Raw genomic sequence first — 12,839 nt, forward strand, 5'->3', positions numbered from 1 at the left:
TTCGGCCGCGACAACCAGGCTGACCCCTTCGGTCGCCCGGCTGCGGAGGCGCCCGCCGGCCCGTTCGGCCGCCGACCCGGTGCCGAGCCCGCGCCGGACGCGTCCGAGCAGCCCAACGGCCGGCCCGATCCGTTCGGCCGCAACGCCGGCGACGCCGCACACAGTCGCTCGGGTCCGGGCGACGAGCAGTTCGGCCGCGGTTCAAGCGACGGTCAGTTCGGCACCGCTCCCGAGACCGCCGGTTCGCCGTTCGGGGCCGGGAGGTCCGAGGCCCCGGTCTACGGCTCGGCCCGGCCCGCTTCCCCGGCCGGTCCGCTCGAGGGCGGTTCCGCGGCGTTCGGCTCGCACGCCACATCGGCAGCCGGCTCGCACGCCGCTTCGGCAGCCAACTCCGGTGACGAGGGGCGGCCGGTCTACGGTTCCGCGCGCCCGTCCTCGCCCGCCGGTCCGGACGGCGACGGGGACAACCACGCGCTGTACCGGCGTCCCGACGGCAGTGCCTCGGAATTCCCGCAGCCTGTGCCCAATGCCGCCTTCGGGTCGGGTCTCGACAACCGCTCGGTTCCGGCTCCGCGTGACCCGTCCGAGCCGTCGGCCCCGGTGGTCGGTTCGGCCCGGCCGGTGACGGCCAGCGCCTCGGTTCCGTCGGCGAGTCTCGGCGGCCCGATCGACCCGGCCGAGCTTCCACCGCCGCCCACGGCCGCGCCGCAGGCCCGCGTCTACGGTCGGCCGGCGGCTCCGGCCGAGCCCGCCGACGAGGAACCGGCCGACGAGCCGGGCTTCCCGGCTCCGACCGAGCTGCCGTTCGACACCAACCGCCCCGCGAACAACGGCAGCCGTCCGTCGTTCGAGGACATTCGCCCGGCTTCCGGCGGCCACGTGGCTCCGCGCCCGTTCGGCTCCCCGGCCGCGTCCGCCTCCTCGGCGGTGCCCGCCCCGGGTCCGTTCGGCCCGCCGTCGGCGTCCGCCTCGTCGGCAGTGCCGGCGCCCGGCCAGTTCGCCCTGCCGTCGGCTCCGGACGCGTTCGACGAGCCGACCGGCTTCGGCGGATTCGGCTCTCCGGCGTTCCCGCAGCGCCCCGGCGACCCGAACGGCCGCCCAGGTGACCAGAACCGCCCAGGTGACCAGAACGCACGTCCCGGCGACCAGAACGCACCCGGCGGTGAGCCGGGCGTCGCCCCGCAGTCGCCGGCCCGCGCCACCGCGCGCGCGTCCGCGAGCGCCCGGGTGGCCCCGCCGACCCCGGGCGGCCCGGCCGCACCGCCCCACCAGCCCGGCCCCGACTTCGGCCGGCAGGCTCCCAGCTTCGGCCAGCCCGGCCCGGTCTCCGGCCAGCCCGGATCCGACTTCGGCCAGGCAGGATCCGAGTTCGGCCAGGCAGGATCCGACTTCGGGCAGCCGGGATCCGACTTCGGCCGGCAAGGTTCCGACTTCGGGCGCCCCAAATCGGACTTCGGCCGGCCCAACTCCGAGTTCGGGCAGCCGGGATCGGACTTCGGGCAGCCGGGATCCGACTTCGGCCAGGCAGGATCCGAGTTCGGCCAGCCCGCGCCCGGCTTCGGGCCCCAGGGACCGGGCTTCGGGCAGCAAGGGCCCGGCTTCGGACCGGAGCCTGGCTTCGGGCCGCCGGGTCCGGGCTTCGGGCAATCCGGACCGGGCTTCGGCCAGCCGGGAGCGGAGCAGCGCAACCAGTCGCCGATGGCTGAGTTCACCAATCCGGCGCCGGCCTCCGGTGGCGGCTATCCGTTCGCGCCACCGGCTAAGCCGGGCAACGAGCCGTACGGCGAGATGACCACGGACATCGCGGGACGCGGCAATGACCCGTACGGTTCGCCGGTTCCCGGTTTTCCGGCGCCGTCCACGCCGGAGATCTCCGGCGCGGTCAGCCGGGCCACCGTCACGCCGCCCGGCCCGGAAGACACCACCAGCTGGCCTGGGCCGGACGAGAAGCCGGCCAAGGCGGAGACGCCGCACGTGCGGATGCTTCCGATCCTGGTGTCGGTGATCGTCGGTGCGGTGCTGCTGCTCGGTGTCGTGTTCGGCATCGTCTACCTGGTGGCCGGGGACAAGAGTGAGACCCTCACGGTCAAGGCCGGCGAGTGCGTCAAGCAGAACGGCAGCGAAGCGGTGAAGGCCGACTGCGGCGATGCCAGTTCGTTCGAGATCGTGCAGATCGTCGACGCGCAGGCGCAGTGCCCCGACCCCAACCAGCCGCACGTGCTCAACCCGACCGGCGACGGCAAGAACCAGATCCTCTGCCTCAAGCCGCACAGCTGAGCCTGAATGTCATCCTGACCACCTTCGTGCCGCTCCGGATCTTCCGGTGCGGCACGATGGTGCGATGACTGGGCGTGTGCGGGCTCCCGAGCTTCGGGGCCGAGGATGGCTGAACACCGGCGGTAAAGATCTGACGCTGGCCGATCTGCGCGGCAAGGTCGTGGTGCTCGACTTCTGGACCTTCTGCTGCATCAACTGCCTGCACGTTCTCGACGAGCTGCGGCCGCTCGAGGAGCGGTACGGCGACGCCGTCGTGGTGATCGGCGTGCACTCCCCGAAGTTCGAGCACGAGCGCGACCCGCAGGCACTGGCCGCCGCCGTGGAGCGTTACGGCGTGCACCACCCGGTGGTCGACGACGGTGACATGCACCTCTGGCAGCAGTACGCGGCGAAGGCCTGGCCGACGCTCGCGGTGATCGACCCGACCGGTTATCTGGTGGCGTCGATGGCCGGGGAGGGCCACGCCGAGGGCCTGTCCCGTCTGATCGACGAGCTGATCGTGAAGCACGAGGCGGACGGCACGCTGCACCGCGGCGACGGCCCGTACGTTCCGCCGGCCGGGTCCGACACCCTGCTTCGCTTCCCCGGTAAGGCGATCGAGCTGCCGGGTGGAAATCTGCTGGTGAGCGATTCGGCCCGGCATTCGGTGGTGGAGGTGACCGCCGACGGCGAGAAGCTGGTGCGCCGTTTCGGCAGCGGCGAGCGGGGTGCGCCGTTCAACGAGCCGCAGGGTCTGCTGCTCCTGCCGGCTGAGGTGGCCGCCGAGGTCGGTTACGACGTGCTGGTCGCCGACACGGTCAACCACCAGTTGCGTGGCCTGCGGCTGGCGTCCGGCGAGGTCTCGCTGGTGGCGGGCACCGGCAGGCCGTGGCGGTCGGCAGTCGACGGCACCCAGGACGCGCTGGCCGCTGACCTCTCCTCGCCGTGGGACCTGGCCTGGTTCGACGACAAGGTGATCATCGCCATGGCCGGCATCCACGAGCTGTGGTGGTTCGATCCGGCGGCGAAGACGACGGGTGTCTATGCCGGCACGACCGTCGAGTCGCTGCGCGACGGCCCGATCCCGGATGTGTGGATGGCTCAGCCGTCCGGTCTGTCGGTGGGCGGCACCCGGCTGTGGATCGCGGACAGCGAGACGTCCGCCTTGCGTTACATCGAGGCCGGCGTGCTGCACACCGCGGTCGGCCAGGGCTTGTTCGACTTCGGTCATGTGGACGGGCCGGCCGAGAAGGCGCTGCTCCAGCATCCGCTCGGGGTGGCGGCCCGGCCGGACGGTTCGGTGCTCGTGGCCGACACCTACAACGGTGCGGTCCGCCGCTTCGACCCGGCGACCGGCGAGGTGTCGACTGTCGATTCGGGCTTGAACGAGCCGAGCGACATCGTGGTGACCGGTTCGGGCGACGTGATCGTGGTGGAGTCGTCGGCTCACCGCCTGACCCGGCTGGCTCCCGGCGTGGTGAAGACCGTGACCGGCGAGCGTCACAAGACCGAGCGCCCTCCGTCATTGGTGGCGCCGGGCAAGCTGACGCTAGATGTGATCTTCACCCCGGCGCCGGGTCAGAAGCTGGACACCCAGTTCGGTCCGTCCACCCGGCTGGAGATCTCCGCGTCCCCGCCGGAACTCCTGCTGGAGGGCGCCGGCACCACGACGCAGCTGACCCGGGCGCTGGTGATGAACCCGGCCGTCGCGAAGGGCGTCCTGCAGGTGGTGGCGCAGGCGGCGACCTGCGATGTGGACGAGGAGTTCGCCGCCTGTCACCTGACCCGTCAGGACTGGGGCGTCCCGGTCGTCGTCACCGAGGACGGCCAAACCCGCCTCCCGTTGATTCTGCGCGGGACGGACGAGAGCTAGCGCCAGGAGACGAACGGTCCGACGGTGCGGCCGGCTTCGGCCAGGCCGGCTCGCACCCGGGCGGCCAGGTCGACCGCCCCCGGGGTGTCGCCGTGCACGCAGATCGATTGCACGTCGCAGGTGATCAGTTCGCCGTCGGCGCTCTCCACCTCGCCGGCGACGGCCATCCGCACCGCCCGGGCCACCACCTGGTCGGCGTCGTGGATCAGCGCACCGTCCGCCGAGCGGGGCATCAGCGTTCCGTCGGCCTGGTAGGCCCGGTCGGCGAAGCCCTCGCCGACGACGGTCAGGCCGGCGACGGCCGCGAGCCGCGCCAGCACCGATCCGGGCTGGCAGAGCACCGACAGCGCCGGGTCGTACGCTCGGATCGCCGCCACCACCGCGGCTGCCTGGCCCTCGTCGACCGCGGCGGTGTTGTAGAGCGCGCCGTGCGGCTTCACATAGTCGACCTGCCCGCCCGCCACCCGGCAGAAGGCTTCGAGCGCACCGATCTGATAGAGGATGTCGTCGCGTAGTTCGTCCAGGTCGTAGTCGATCCGGCGACGGCCGAAGCCGGCCAGGTCGCGGTAGCCGACCTGGGCTCCGATCGCCACGCCGCGCTGCACCGCCGCGACGCCGATCCTGTGCATAGTGGACGGATCGCCCGCATGGAAGCCGCAGGCCACATTCGCCGAGGTCACGATGTCGAGCAGGGCTTCATCGTCGCCGAGCGTCCAGCGACCGAAACCCTCGCCGAGGTCGGCGTTCAGGTCAATCGAGCTCACGAAAGCGCACGGTAGTCCCTGGACGCGCCTGGGCGAGTGGCGACACGTCGTCGATCACCCCCAGCACCGGATAGCCGCCGGTGGTCGGATGGTCGGCGAGGAAGATCAGCGGCTGCCCGTCGGCCGGCACCTGCACCGCGCCGAGCACCACCCCTTCGGAAGGCAATTCGCCGAGCCGGGTGCGGGTCAAGCCGCTGCCGGCCAGCCGGCATCCGACCCGGTTGCTGAGCGGCGAGATTGTGTACGCGGTAGCGAAGACCTCCGCCGCCACGAACCAGTCGTCCCGGGGTCCGAGCCGCAGCCCTAGCGACAGCTCCTCGGCGACGGTAACCGCGACGGCGATGTCCTCGACCACCGGCGCACTGGCGGCGTCGCCGATCGGCAGCGTCATGCCGTCGCCGAGCTTCGGCGGCCCCAGGCCGGAGAGGGTGTCGCTCGAGCAGCTTCCGAGCACCGGCTCGACGTCGATCCCGCCCGCGACCGCGATGTAGGAGCGCACCCCGCGAGTGGCCCGGCCGACGTCGAGCACCGCCCCGGCCGGCACCTCGATCAGCTCACCTTCGACGTCGACCTGGTCGAGCCGCAGCCGGGCGGTCGCCCCGGTGACCGCGACCCGGACCGCCACGTCGAAGCGAAGCGCACATCCCAGCAGGGTCGTCTCCAGTCCGGCGGCCTCCGGTAGGTTGCCGACCAGCGCGTTCGCCCGCCGCAGCGCCGGCTGGTCGAGCGCACCGGACCGGGGCACGCCGAGGTGGGCGTAGCCGGGGCGGCCGAGGTCCTGCACGGTGGTCAGCGGCCCGGACCGCACGACGGTGATCATGCCGGCCCCAGGCGGACCCGGGTCCCGGGGGTCAGCAGGGCCGGTGGCTCCGCCCGTACGTCGAAAAGCTGTTGATCTGTGTGGCCCACCAACCGCCAGCCGCCCGGCGACGCCGTGGGATAGATGCCCGCGTAGGGGCCGGCGAGGCCGACGGACCCGGCCGGGACGCGAGGCCGCGGAGCGGCGAGCCGAGGCACCGACCAGGCTTCCGGCATTCCTCGCAGATAGGCGAAGCCGGGTGCGAAGCCGCCGAACGCCACGACCAGTTCGGTGCCGATCAACCGATCGATGACCGCGGTGGACGAAACACCCCAGATCGCCGCCACCTCCGACAGGTCTTCGCCGTCGAAGGTGGTCGGGATCTCGACGAGTCGTTGTACCTGTTTTTGCGCGACGCTTGGTTCCGGCCAATCGGCGAGCAACTCGGCGGTTCCCGGCGCAACGCCATCGAGCAGGACGGTTCGGGCGCCCGGCACGATGTCGGTCACGCGCAGCTCACCGGCCTCGCGTCGGCGCCAGATCTCAGCGCGCCAGGCCTCGACATGTTCACCGTCGCGACACTCGACAAGCAGCGCCGAGAAGCCGGCTCGCCGTAATCTCATGTCGAGCATCATGCCGTGAGCAGCTTCACCACCGGCGGGACTACTTGCAGGTAACTTACGGTGCCGTAACCTAGGAGGCGTGACGACAACCGCCCCGTTCGGCATGAAGCCGGCGGACCTCGGGAAACCACGGCTGCGCGGCCGCCTCCACCAGTACGCGTTCTTCGTCGCCATCGTCGGCGGCATCGTGCTCAGTTCCATCGCACTGAGCCGGCCCGGCATCGCGCCCTTTCTGAGCTGCCTGATCTACAGCATCACGGTGTGCGGCCTGTTCGGCATCAGCGCGCTCTACCACCGGCGGGTCTGGAGCGAGCGCGGCTATCAGATCATGCGCCGGATGGATCACTCGATGATCTTCATCTTCATCGCCGGCACCTACACGCCGTTCTGCGTCGAGCTGCTGAGTCCCGGCAAGGCGACGCTGATGCTCAGCCTGATCTGGGGCGGGGCGCTCGGCGGCGTGGCCCTCAAGGTGATCTGGCCGCATCTGCCGAGGTGGGCGGGAGCCCCGCTCTATGTGGCGCTGGGCTGGGGCGCGGTCGCCATCCTCCCCGACGTGCTGCAGCACGGCGGCGTGGCCTGCCTGGTGCTGCTGGCCACCGGTGGCGTGATCTACACGATCGGAGCGGTCTTCTACGCGCTGCGCCGCCCGAACCCGTGGCCGAGCGTCTTCGGCCACCACGAGTTCTTCCACGCGTGCACGCTGATCGCGGCGGCCTGCCACCACGTCGCGGTGTACTTCGCGCTATACGCCTGAGTCGTAGGCCACCCGGGCCGCCTGCACGTCGTCGATGTGCGCCTCGGCCCACTTCTCCAAACCCTCGACCAGGCCGTAGAGGCTCTGTCCGAGCGAGGTCAGGGCGTAGTCGACACGCGGCGGCACCACCGGGTGCACCGTCCGGCTGATCAGGCCGTCGCGCTCCAGCCCCCGCAGGGTCTGGGTGAGCATCTTGGGGCTCACCCCCTCGATGCGTTTCGCCAACTCCGTGTAACGATGCGCGCCGTCTGCGAGCATCACCACGACGAGAACGCTCCAGGTGTCGCCGATCCGGTCGAGGATCTGCCGGCTCGGGCAGTCTTTCGCATACACACTGGTCTCCACCAGCAAACTATCCCTCGGGTAAGTACTGCACTTCAAGGTGCCCGCTATCTTTTGGGAAGTGAGCTCTGAGCTGCGTCGTTGAGCCGAATGGAAGCAACCCCAAGAAGGAGCTCAGCATGACCATCGTCGTCACCGGCGCCACCGGACACCTCGGCCGCCTCGCCATCCAGTCGCTGATCGCCAAGGGCGTACCGGCTGCCGACATCGTCGGTCTCGGTCGTCAGCTCGACAAGATCGCCGACCTCGGGGTCCAGGCGAAGCACGTCGACTACGAAGACGTCGACGCGCTCACGGAGGCGTTCACCGGGGCCGACAAGGTGCTGTTCATCTCCGGCAGCGAGGTCGGCAAGCGGATCCCGCAGCACACCAACATCGTGACCGCGGCCAAGAACGCCGGCGTCGGCCTGATCGCCTACACCAGCATCGCCAAGGCGGACACCAGCGACCTCATTCTGGCCGGCGAGCACGCGGCCACCGAGCGGCTGCTCGCTGACTCCGGCGTGCCGTTCGTGCTGCTGCGCAACAGCTGGTACATCGAGAACTACCAGGTCGCCCCGGCCCTCGAGCAGGGCCTGTTCGGCGCCGCCGGCGACGGCAAGATCGCCGCCGCGACGCGCGCCGACTACGCCGAGGCGGCGGCGTCCGCCCTGGTCGGCGAGGGTCACGCGGGCAAGGTGTACGAGCTGGGCGGCGAGGCGTTCACGATGGCCGAGCTGGCTGCCGAGATCTCCCGCCAGTCCGGCCGGACCGTCACCTACACCGACCTGTCCCCGGAGAAGTACGTCGAGACGCTTGTCGGTGTCGGTGTCCCGCAGCCGTTCGCCGAGGTGCTCGCCGACTCCGACCGCGGTGCCGCGGCCGGCGGCCTGTTCGTCGAGCGCACCGACCTGGAGTCGCTGCTCGGTCGCCCGGTCACGCCGCTGGCCGACGCGATCGCCCAGGAACTGAAGAACTGACGACAGTGCGACGCCGACCGAACCGCCCAGGGGGTGGGGGCGGCCGGTCGGCATCGCAAGTCCTGCCTGGTCAGTAACCCGGGGGCGGGGGCGGCACGTCGTCGCGACGCGTCTCCCGGTATTCCGCGGCATATCCCGGCCCGGCGACGGGCGTGGTCGACTGACGCGTCACCACGGTGCGGCGACGGCTGTTCCAGAACCAGAGCGTGATGATCAGGCCGATCAGGCCGGCGACCATCAGGATCCATCCGATGATGTTGATGTCCAGCCCACTGATGTCCGCGTGTACGGCGAACGCGAGGATCGCCCCTAACGCCAGCAGGAAGATACTTCCGCCGATGCCCATCGTCGGCTCCTCCTAGGTCCTCACCGAGGTCAATGCGTCGGTGGTGTGTTACCCACGCGTCCCGAATCCCAATCAGGCAAGCTGTCCACATGACCGCACGGACCCTCGTAATCCTCCGGCACGCCAAGGCGGAGGCACCCACCGACGATCCCGATTTCGACCGTCGGCTCACCACCCGCGGGGAGACCGACGCGGACGCGGCCGGGGCCTGGCTCGCGGACGAGCGCATCCGCCCCGACCTGGTGTTCTGCTCCTCGGCGGCACGCACCCGGCAGACCTGGCAGGGCGTTTCGATCGCCCTCGCGCAGGCGCATCCGGGCCAGCCGGCACCCGAGGTGCGCTACGAGAAGAGCCTCTATTCGGGCGGTCGCACCGAGGTTTTCGATCTACTCCGTACGGTCTCCGACACCGTGCGCACCGTGCTCCTGGTCGGCCACAACCCGACCGTCTCCGAGGTGTCCGTCCTGCTGGTCCCGGACGAGCAGTGGGACGGCCGGCAGGTCGAGCTGCGCACCTCCGGCCTGGCCGTGCACCGCGCCGAGGGGCCGTGGTCGGCCACCGAGCCGGGCTCGATGTCCCTGGTCGAGCGGCACACGGCCCGCGGCTGAACGACGCGGGCCGGCCCGGACATCCTTGTCCGAGCCGGCCTTCGCCGTTTTCAGGAGAGTGCGAAAAGCCCTTAGAAGGCGTCCTCGGACACGTCCATCAGGTCCAGGACGGTGTTCTCGATGATGCGGCGGTCGGAGCCGACGCGGGGCAGCACCTCGCGGACGAAGAACCGCGCGGCTGCCACCTTGCCCTCGTAGAAGTTCTTGTCGGCGGCCGACACCTCGCCGCCGAGCGCCTTGAGGGCCACCTCGGCCTGCCGCAGCAGCAGCCAGGCGAGCACGACGTCACCGAGCGCGAGCAGCACCCGGCGCGAGCTCAGGCCCACCTTGTAGAGCTCCCGGGCCTCGCCGCCCTGCACCGACGCCAGCCAGCCCATGGTCGTGCCGAGGATCTGCTGCATCTCGCCGAGCGCCTTGCCGAGACCCAGGCGCTCCTCCTTGAGCTGACCGTTGCCGGCCTCGCTCGTGACGAACTCCTGCATCTCGCCGGCGAGGACGGCGAGGGCCCGGCCCTGGTTCTTCACGATCTTGCGGAAGATCAGGTCGAGGCTCTGGATCGCGGTCGTGCCCTCGTACAGGGTGTCGATCTTCGCGTCCCGGACGTACTGCTCCAGCGGGTAGTCCTGCAGGAAGCCGGAACCGCCGTAGGTCTGCAGCGCCTCGTGCCCGAGCAGCTCGTACGCCCGCTCCGAACCGACGCCCTTGACCAGCGGGAGAAGCAGGTCGTTGACCTGGCCGGCGGCCTTGGCCGCCTCGACGTCGCCGGCGGCCTCGGCGATCGCCACCTTGTCCTGCCACGTTCCGGTGTAGACCACCAGCGCGCGCAGGGCCTCGGAGTACGACTTCTGCAGCATCAGCGAGCGGCGTACGTCCGGGTGGTGGATGATCGTTACCCGCGGCGCCGCCTTGTCGTCGTTCTGCACCAGGTCTGCGCCCTGGACGCGGTTCTTCGCGTATTCCAGGGCGTTCAGGTAACCCGTCGACAGGGTCGCGATCGCCTTCGTGCCGACCATCATCCGGGCGTACTCAATGATCATGAACATCTGCCGGATGCCGGAGTGCACCTCGCCCAGCAGCCAGCCCTTGGCCGGGGTGCCGTGCTCACCGAAGGTGAGCTCGCAGGTGTTCGAGACCTTGAGGCCCATCTTGTGCTCGACGTTCGTCGCGAAGACGCCGTTGCGCTCGCCCAGCTCGCCCGTCTCCGGGTCGAAGTGGAACTTCGGCACGATGAACAGCGACAGGCCCTTGGTGCCCGGACCACCGACTCCCTCGACGCCGACCGGACGGGCCAGCACGTAGTGGATGATGTTGTCGGTCAGGTCGTGCTCACCCGAGGTGATGAACCGCTTGACCCCCTCGAGGTGCCACGAGCCGTCCGGCTGCGCGATCGCCCGGGCCCGGCCCGCGCCCACGTCGGAGCCCGCGTCGGGCTCGGTGAGCACCATGGTCGAGCCCCACTGCTTCTCGACGAAGAGCTTGGCCCACTTCTTCTGCTCCTCGGTGCCCTCCTGGTCCACGACGTGCGCGAACGAGGGACCGGACGAATACATCCACACCGGGGCGTTGGCCCCGAGCACCAGCTCGGCCAGCGACCACCAGACGGCGCGCGGCGCGAGCGTGCCGCCGAGCGACGCCGGCAGGTCGAGGTGCCAGAACTCGGAGGCCATCCACTGCTCGAACGACTTCTTGAACGCCGGCGGCAGCGGGGCGGTGTGTGTGATCGGGTCGAAGACCGGCGGGTTGCGGTCGGCGTCGATGTAGCTCGCCGCAAGATCCTCGGTCGCGAGGCGGTTGACCTCGGCAAGGACGTCGCGCGCGGTGTCGGCGTCGATGTCATCGAACGGCGCCTGGCCGAACGCACGGTCAGCCCCGAAAACCTCGAACAGGTTGAACTGGAGGTCTCGAAGGTTGCTCTTGTAGTGAGTCATGAGGTACTGGCCCCGCTTCCGAACGACGCGAGTGACACGCGAGTTACCCGTCAGTAACTGCCACTGTATTACTCATCGGTAGAAGGCGACAAGCCGCGAGGCGTTCTGTGACCAACAGCCGGATCGCACATCCAGTCCGGCCGATCGGATGGGCGGGAGGACAGCCGTTCGGCCAGAAAGATTCCTTCGACGTATCGAGCTGTCTCTTGGCTCGTTGTGGTCGATAGAGAGTCGTCGCCGCACGGACCCAAGAGGGGGCCCTATGTTCGCCGCGATCAAGAACCTGATTCCCGAGCCTCGCCAGGCCAACCAGCCACGCAACTACGTCGGGCGACACCGCAAGCCCGAGATGCCGACCGGACCGGGACCTGTCGACAAACCGGCCGAAACGGCCGAGACCGCAGCAGCCTAACTGCCGGCGGCACCGACTTCCCAGCTCGGCATCGGGACGGTCGGGCCGTCGTCAGGGCCGGTGTATTCCAGCAGCACCAGGGCAATGTCGTCCTCGAGCCGCCCGTGGACCCAATCCACCAGCGCGGACTCCAGGGACGCGAGCCCATCTCCGACTGTGCCGTGCCCGAGAAGCCGCCAGGCGCGATCGGCAGTCGGGAAGAACTCGCCATCCCGGCGCGCCTCGCCGAGGCCGTCGGTGAAGAGCAGCAGCCGGTCGCCCGGCTCGAGCCGCTCCACCCGCACCTTGACCTCCGGCATGAAGCCCAGCGGAGGGGCCGGTGCCGGCGGCTCGAGCGGGATGACCTGGCCCCGGCGCAGCAGCAACGGAGCGGGATGTCCACAGTTGACGATGGTCAGCGTCCCGCCGCGCTCCTCCACCAGGGCCGCCGTCACGAAATCCTCGTCACCGACACTGCGGGCCACCGCCCGGTCGAGGTCGGCCACCATCGCCTTCAGGTCGGCCCGCTCATAGGCCACATGCCGGTAGGAACCCAGCACGATGCTTGCCAGACGGACCGCGTCCAGCCCCTTGCCGCGCACGTCGCCGATGATGATGCGGACCCCGAACGGGGTGTCCAGGGCCTCGTAGAGGTCCCCGCCGATGTCGGCGGCGGCCGTCGCCGAGATGTAGCGTCCGGCCACCGACAACGCCCCGACCTGCGGCCCCACCGGCGACAACACCGCCTGCTGGGCCACCGCGGCGAGTCGCTGGAGCTCGGCGATCCGATCGTCCTGCTTCTGCCGGATCGTCGCCACCACCGCCGCGATGCCGGTGGCCAGCATGATGCCGACGATGGTGACCAGGCCGGACATGCCCAGCGAGCCGTCCGCCCCCACGAAGATCATCCCGACGATCGTCGCGAGCACCCCCACGAACAGCACGGTCTGCCAGAACGCGAAGACGGCGGCCAGGAACGGGACGCCCGCGAGAAGGCCGACGAAGTGGGCGTGCGGGCCGTCGGCGAGTTCCACCGCGGACACGACCGCGAGCAGCACGAGGGCCGCGCCGAGGCCGGCGCGGGATCCAAGGCTCAACGGGCGGCGACGGCCCGGCGCGAGAATAGGCATGGTTACGCGGAACAGCATGCCCGATCAGGGCCGGTCACTGCATCAACTTGACCCGTAGTCTGA

13 protein-coding genes are annotated in these 12,839 nt (G+C 70.3%); 6 read left to right on the forward strand and 7 right to left on the reverse strand.

Features of this window, described 5'->3' with window-relative positions:
* Together Afe05nite_RS17735 and Afe05nite_RS17740 are read left to right on the forward strand one after the other, a co-directional pair.
* Nucleotides 1-2,277, forward strand: a 2,277-nt coding sequence (locus Afe05nite_RS17735; RefSeq protein WP_438868328.1) for an LppU/SCO3897 family protein, incomplete at its 5' end; no start/stop codon positions are given.
* A gap of 64 nt (nucleotides 2,278-2,341) precedes the next feature.
* Nucleotides 2,342-4,129 (forward strand): NHL domain-containing thioredoxin family protein, encoded by a 1,788-nt coding sequence (locus tag Afe05nite_RS17740; RefSeq protein ID WP_203818235.1) that lies wholly within the window; start codon nucleotides 2,342-2,344, stop codon nucleotides 4,127-4,129.
* Here Afe05nite_RS17740 and Afe05nite_RS17745 read toward each other — a convergent pair.
* The 3 genes from Afe05nite_RS17745 to Afe05nite_RS17755 are packed head-to-tail and all read right to left on the reverse strand — an operon-like array spanning nucleotide 4,126 to nucleotide 6,315.
* Entirely contained in the window at nucleotides 4,126-4,884 is a 759-nt protein-coding gene (locus Afe05nite_RS17745) for a LamB/YcsF family protein (RefSeq protein ID WP_203818324.1), read from the reverse strand. The two genes, Afe05nite_RS17740 and Afe05nite_RS17745, sit on opposite strands and share 4 nt — an antisense overlap.
* The gene (locus Afe05nite_RS17750) at nucleotides 4,880-5,713 is read right to left on the reverse strand and encodes a 5-oxoprolinase subunit C family protein (protein WP_203818236.1); all 834 of its coding nucleotides are present in this window, start codon (nucleotides 5,711-5,713) and stop codon (nucleotides 4,880-4,882) included. The genes Afe05nite_RS17745 and Afe05nite_RS17750 overlap by 5 nt, the downstream gene beginning before the upstream one ends.
* Nucleotides 5,710-6,315, reverse strand: a complete 606-nt coding sequence (locus tag Afe05nite_RS17755) for a 5-oxoprolinase subunit B family protein (RefSeq protein ID WP_203818237.1) — start codon at nucleotides 6,313-6,315, stop codon at nucleotides 5,710-5,712. Before Afe05nite_RS17755 ends, Afe05nite_RS17750 begins: the two co-directional genes overlap by 4 nt.
* 79 nt (nucleotides 6,316-6,394) lie before the next feature.
* Between Afe05nite_RS17755 and trhA the strand changes: the two genes are divergently transcribed.
* Nucleotides 6,395-7,072 (forward strand): PAQR family membrane homeostasis protein TrhA, encoded by a 678-nt coding sequence (gene trhA / locus Afe05nite_RS17760; RefSeq protein WP_203818238.1) that lies wholly within the window; start codon nucleotides 6,395-6,397, stop codon nucleotides 7,070-7,072.
* On the opposite strand, the gene Afe05nite_RS17765 is transcribed toward trhA, so the two are convergent.
* A complete protein-coding gene (locus tag Afe05nite_RS17765) occupies nucleotides 7,061-7,417 on the reverse strand; it encodes a winged helix-turn-helix transcriptional regulator (RefSeq protein ID WP_203818239.1) in 357 nt (118 codons plus the stop codon). The genes trhA and Afe05nite_RS17765 overlap by 12 nt on opposite strands.
* Before the next feature lie 116 nt (nucleotides 7,418-7,533).
* On the opposite strand from Afe05nite_RS17765, the gene Afe05nite_RS17770 reads away from it, so the two are divergent.
* On the forward strand, nucleotides 7,534-8,373 hold the full coding sequence (locus Afe05nite_RS17770) for an SDR family oxidoreductase (protein WP_203818240.1): 840 nt from the start codon (nucleotides 7,534-7,536) through the stop codon (nucleotides 8,371-8,373).
* A gap of 70 nt (nucleotides 8,374-8,443) precedes the next feature.
* Here Afe05nite_RS17770 and Afe05nite_RS17775 read toward each other — a convergent pair whose 3' ends face one another.
* Nucleotides 8,444-8,719, reverse strand: a complete 276-nt coding sequence (locus tag Afe05nite_RS17775; RefSeq protein WP_203818241.1) for a DUF6458 family protein — start codon at nucleotides 8,717-8,719, stop codon at nucleotides 8,444-8,446.
* A gap of 89 nt (nucleotides 8,720-8,808) precedes the next feature.
* Here Afe05nite_RS17775 and Afe05nite_RS17780 point away from each other — a divergent pair, with 89 nt between their 5' ends.
* Complete coding sequence (locus Afe05nite_RS17780; RefSeq protein WP_203818242.1) at nucleotides 8,809-9,327, forward strand: SixA phosphatase family protein; 519 nt, start codon at nucleotides 8,809-8,811, stop codon at nucleotides 9,325-9,327.
* A gap of 71 nt (nucleotides 9,328-9,398) precedes the next feature.
* On the opposite strand, the gene Afe05nite_RS17785 is transcribed toward Afe05nite_RS17780, so the two are convergent.
* Entirely contained in the window at nucleotides 9,399-11,255 is a 1,857-nt protein-coding gene (locus Afe05nite_RS17785) for an acyl-CoA dehydrogenase (RefSeq protein ID WP_203818243.1), read from the reverse strand.
* Nucleotides 11,256-11,517: 262 nt separating this feature from the next.
* Between Afe05nite_RS17785 and Afe05nite_RS17790 the strand changes: the two genes are divergently transcribed.
* Nucleotides 11,518-11,667 (forward strand): hypothetical protein, encoded by a 150-nt coding sequence (locus tag Afe05nite_RS17790; protein WP_203818244.1) that lies wholly within the window; start codon nucleotides 11,518-11,520, stop codon nucleotides 11,665-11,667.
* On the opposite strand, the gene Afe05nite_RS17795 is transcribed toward Afe05nite_RS17790, so the two are convergent.
* Nucleotides 11,664-12,794 carry a PP2C family protein-serine/threonine phosphatase gene (locus tag Afe05nite_RS17795; protein ID WP_203818245.1) on the reverse strand — a complete coding sequence of 377 codons (1,131 nt, stop codon included), beginning with the start codon at nucleotides 12,792-12,794 and terminating at the stop codon, nucleotides 11,664-11,666. The genes Afe05nite_RS17790 and Afe05nite_RS17795 overlap by 4 nt on opposite strands.
* Nucleotides 12,795-12,839 lie beyond the last annotated feature (45 nt).

The organism is Paractinoplanes ferrugineus (assembly GCF_016862195.1).
GTDB lineage: Bacteria > Actinomycetota > Actinomycetes > Mycobacteriales > Micromonosporaceae > Actinoplanes > Actinoplanes ferrugineus.

Bases quoted from the DNA above. Each gene is read 5' to 3' on its own strand.
- Afe05nite_RS17755 (WP_203818237.1), bottom strand. From the start codon at position 6,315: ATGAGATTACGGCGAGCCGGCTTCTCGGCGCTGCTTGTCGAGTGTCGC.
- Afe05nite_RS17790 (WP_203818244.1), top strand. From the start codon at position 11,518: ATGTTCGCCGCGATCAAGAACCTGATTCCCGAGCCTCGCCAGGCCAAC.
- Afe05nite_RS17770 (WP_203818240.1), top strand. From the start codon at position 7,534: ATGACCATCGTCGTCACCGGCGCCACCGGACACCTCGGCCGCCTCGCC.
- Afe05nite_RS17795 (WP_203818245.1), bottom strand. From the start codon at position 12,794: ATGCTGTTCCGCGTAACCATGCCTATTCTCGCGCCGGGCCGTCGCCGC.
- Afe05nite_RS17750 (WP_203818236.1), bottom strand. From the start codon at position 5,713: ATGATCACCGTCGTGCGGTCCGGGCCGCTGACCACCGTGCAGGACCTC.
- Afe05nite_RS17780 (WP_203818242.1), top strand. From the start codon at position 8,809: ATGACCGCACGGACCCTCGTAATCCTCCGGCACGCCAAGGCGGAGGCA.
- Afe05nite_RS17740 (WP_203818235.1), top strand. From the start codon at position 2,342: ATGACTGGGCGTGTGCGGGCTCCCGAGCTTCGGGGCCGAGGATGGCTG.
- Afe05nite_RS17775 (WP_203818241.1), bottom strand. From the start codon at position 8,719: ATGGGCATCGGCGGAAGTATCTTCCTGCTGGCGTTAGGGGCGATCCTC.
- Afe05nite_RS17785 (WP_203818243.1), bottom strand. From the start codon at position 11,255: ATGACTCACTACAAGAGCAACCTTCGAGACCTCCAGTTCAACCTGTTC.